This window comes from Candidatus Hydrogenedentota bacterium, assembly GCA_018005585.1.
In the GTDB taxonomy this organism is placed as follows: domain Bacteria; phylum Hydrogenedentota; class Hydrogenedentia; order Hydrogenedentales; family JAGMZX01; genus JAGMZX01.
Genome location: JAGMZX010000145.1, coordinates 11,667 through 14,722, shown reverse-complemented (window position 1 = coordinate 14,722; position 3,056 = coordinate 11,667). Strand labels below are relative to the sequence as shown.

At 62.6% G+C, this 3,056-nt stretch carries 3 protein-coding genes and 1 other RNA gene; 2 read left to right on the top strand and 2 right to left on the bottom strand.

What is annotated here, in order from left to right:
• Nucleotides 1-118: 118 nt before the first annotated feature.
• Nucleotides 119-474: a transfer-messenger RNA gene (gene ssrA / locus KA184_19335) on the bottom strand.
• Between the two features lie 335 nt (nt 475-809).
• Here ssrA and tatC point away from each other — a divergent pair.
• Both tatC and tatB read left to right on the top strand, forming a co-directional pair.
• Nucleotides 810-1,625: a twin-arginine translocase subunit TatC gene (gene tatC / locus KA184_19330; GenBank protein ID MBP8131737.1), complete on the top strand. Its 816-nt coding sequence runs from the start codon at nt 810-812 to the stop codon at nt 1,623-1,625.
• Nucleotides 1,626-1,640: 15 nt separating this feature from the next.
• Nucleotides 1,641-2,159 (top strand): twin-arginine translocase subunit TatB, encoded by a 519-nt coding sequence (gene tatB / locus KA184_19325; GenBank protein MBP8131736.1) that lies wholly within the window; start codon nt 1,641-1,643, stop codon nt 2,157-2,159.
• On the opposite strand, the gene KA184_19320 is transcribed toward tatB, so the two are convergent.
• Nucleotides 2,156-2,707: an isochorismatase family protein gene (locus KA184_19320; protein MBP8131735.1), complete on the bottom strand. Its 552-nt coding sequence runs from the start codon at nt 2,705-2,707 to the stop codon at nt 2,156-2,158. The genes tatB and KA184_19320 overlap by 4 nt on opposite strands.
• Between the last annotated feature and the right edge of the window lie 349 nt (nt 2,708-3,056).

The window sequence follows — 3,056 nt, the reverse complement described above, 5'->3', positions numbered from 1 at the left end:
GTCGCCCGGAATGCTCCCGTCTTGCTCCCGTCGAGAAAACGATGTCTCGATGGGACGTGCAACAATGCCGCTTTCAGCCCAGCCCGCCTGGCTTTTGAGAGGACGTACTAGTTTACTATGGTGGAGGCGGCGGGAATCGAACCCGCGTCCGAAGGTGCGTCCGCGCAGGCGTCTACGTGCGTAGTCTTTCTTTTAGGATTCGCCCGGCCGGACCGCGTCAGACCAGCTTTCCGGCTTCGCTAGGCGCAGGGCGTACTCTCTCCGGGGGCTGCGCCGCCCCCGCGGTTCGAGGCCCGCTGTCGGCGCCTTATCCCGCTAGCGGACCGTCACGGGTAAGACGTGTCGCCTTTGTTAGGCGGCAAGTGCCAATGGTTCGTTGGCAATTGTGTTGTGACCGGCTTTTAACGAGGCCAACCGGTCAACCTCGGCACGCAGCCTGTGTTTCAACACCCCCGTCGAAACCATGTCGCCCCCGCGCGTGGGAAAGGCATGGCCAACGAAAGGGTCTTTATGTGGTTATTATGCCACAGGAGCCGGCGTCCGGCAAAAGGGGATGCCACCGAAACCACTTTCGAAGACGTCCCGCCCGGCGTCAGCCGTACCGGGGCCTTCGTCCCCTGGGACGCCGGGGTTCCCGATTACGCGAAGTTCCCGGTTTCTTGCACCGGCCAGCGTCCAACCGGTACGATTCCGGTTCGGCAGGAACATGGCGCGGGCGCCAGCCGGTTTCCTCCAATCGCCCGAAGCCCGCGCGGACATGAGGGTCGACGGTCTTGTCGGAAGAAGAAAGCGCAAATGGCGAAGCTCGGATGACGTTTACCGAACACTTGGGCGAGCTGCGCACGCGGCTGATCAGGTCCGTGCTGTCGGTAGCGGTGACGTTCGTGTTCTGCGCGTTCTTTTCGGACACCATCCTGTATTTCCTCGCCAAGCCGCTCATTCTGACAAACACCGCGGCGGCGCAGCCCACGGACCCTGCCGGGGCCCCTGCACCCGCGGGCAACGGGGGCGAAACCGCGGCCTCTCCCGAGCAGGCGTCGAAAGGCGCCGGAGTCTCCTGGACCACGCTGGGCGCGTTGGAGGGGCTTATTGTCAAGTTCAAGGTGGCTGTGTATGCGGCCATTGTGCTTGCGCTGCCGTATATCATTTACCAGGCCTGCGCGTTTATCTTTCCGGGCCTGAAACCGAATGAGAAACGGATGGTCAAGTATCTGATCATCGGATGTGGCTCGCTTGCCACGGTCGGCGCGGCAGTCGCATATTTTGGCGTTTTCCCCATGGTGCTGCCTTATCTCCTTCAGTACACGCCGGAGTGGGCGAACGTGCAGCTACGGATGGATGAAAACATATCGCTTATCATCATGGCGATACTCGGTTTCTGCGTCGCTTTCCAGTTCCCCATGGTCGTGTTGATCCTGGTTTATATGGGTCTGTTGTCGCCGGACACGCTGAGCAAGTATCGCCGGTTTGCCATTGTGGGGCTGGCGTGCGCTTCCGCGGCGCTCACACCACCCGACCCGTTCTCGATGACGATTATGCTCATCCCTTTGTTGTTCCTGTATGAGATTAGCATCCTCTTGTCCCGGATCATGATACGGCGCCGCACAGCCGGGTCTCAGGATTAAGGAGCGTATCGCGCCATGATGGGCATCGGTTTCGGCGAAATGGTCCTGGTTGCGGGGATTGCCCTCGTTGTCATCGGCCCGGAGAAATTCCCGGAGTTTGCCAAGGTGGTCGTGCGCACCATCCGCGACCTGCGTGGTTACATGGACGAGGTGAAGAAAGAGCTTGCGGACGAGCTGAAGCCGGTCGAGCGGGAAATGCGGTCTCTCACACGGCCCGAGCCGCCCGGCTACGCGCGCCCGGCCGCCACTTCAACGGCCTCGCCACGGAAGGAGACTTCCACCACCGGCGCCGCGTCCGCGGCTACGACCGTTTCCACGGCCGCGGCCGCTGATGCTACCCCGCAGGCGGACGGGGAAACCGTAGCGCGGCCGGAACCGGTTTCCGCTGCCGACTCAGCCGGCACTTCACGGGCGGAATATGGCGCGTATTCGCCGGAACAGGACGAGGATTACGACCACACGGCCGGGGACATTCCGGTGGACAGCCCCGAGGCTGTGACGCAGGTCGCGCCGCCGGAACGGCTGGACGGCTAGTCCCGCGCCTTCAGCAGGGGCAGCATGCGCTTGAATTCGGGGGTACCTGCGGCGCGCAACAACTCGAATATCGCCATTTGCGCCGTGACCAGCTTCACGCCTTCCTGGACCAGGCGCTGCAACCCAGCCTGGCGTTCCTCGTCGCGCATGGACAAGACCGCGTCGCGCACAACGAAGGATTCGTAGCCGCGTTCCTTGAGGCCCAAGGCCGTCTGCATCACGCAGATGTGCGTTTCCATGCCGGTCACCAGCACCTGTCGCCGCCCAGTCGCGCGGAGCGCGGCGCGAAACCCTTCATGGCTCGCGCAACTGAACTCCAATTTGCCGAACCGGGGGATATCTCCGAGGGCTTCGGCGATCACGTCATTAGTCCTGCCGAGCCGATCGGGATTCTGCTCAGTGACAAGGATGGGGATATCAAGGCAGCGCGCGCACGCAATCAGTTTTACGGCGTTGTCGAGAAAGGGGCGCACGTTCTCCGGGCCGCCGGGCATCAACTTGTTCTGAAAATCAACGACTGCAAGGGTGGCCTGCGCAAGGTCAAGCATGGTCGCATGCGCTCCTTATGATGGGTATCCGCAAGAAAGGACCGCCGCCTGTGCGGGCGTCCCTTCCGCCCGCGCGCCGAGTGCAAGGGTGGCCTGCGCAAGGTCAAGCATGGTCGCATGCGCTCCTTATGATGGGTATCCGCAAGAAAGGACCGCCGCCTGTGCGGGCGTCCCTTCCGCCCGCGCGCCGAGACGGCCTCATGCTCAAGCGTCGCGCCCGGTTTTTTTCTGGCGCCGCTTGCGTTCCTTGAGGGCGTTCGCCTTGTAGAAAAGCGCCGGCTCGATAATGGGGTCGTGCAATCCTTCGGTTTCGACGTCCCCGTAACTGACACGGCCGCGGTAAGTCCGG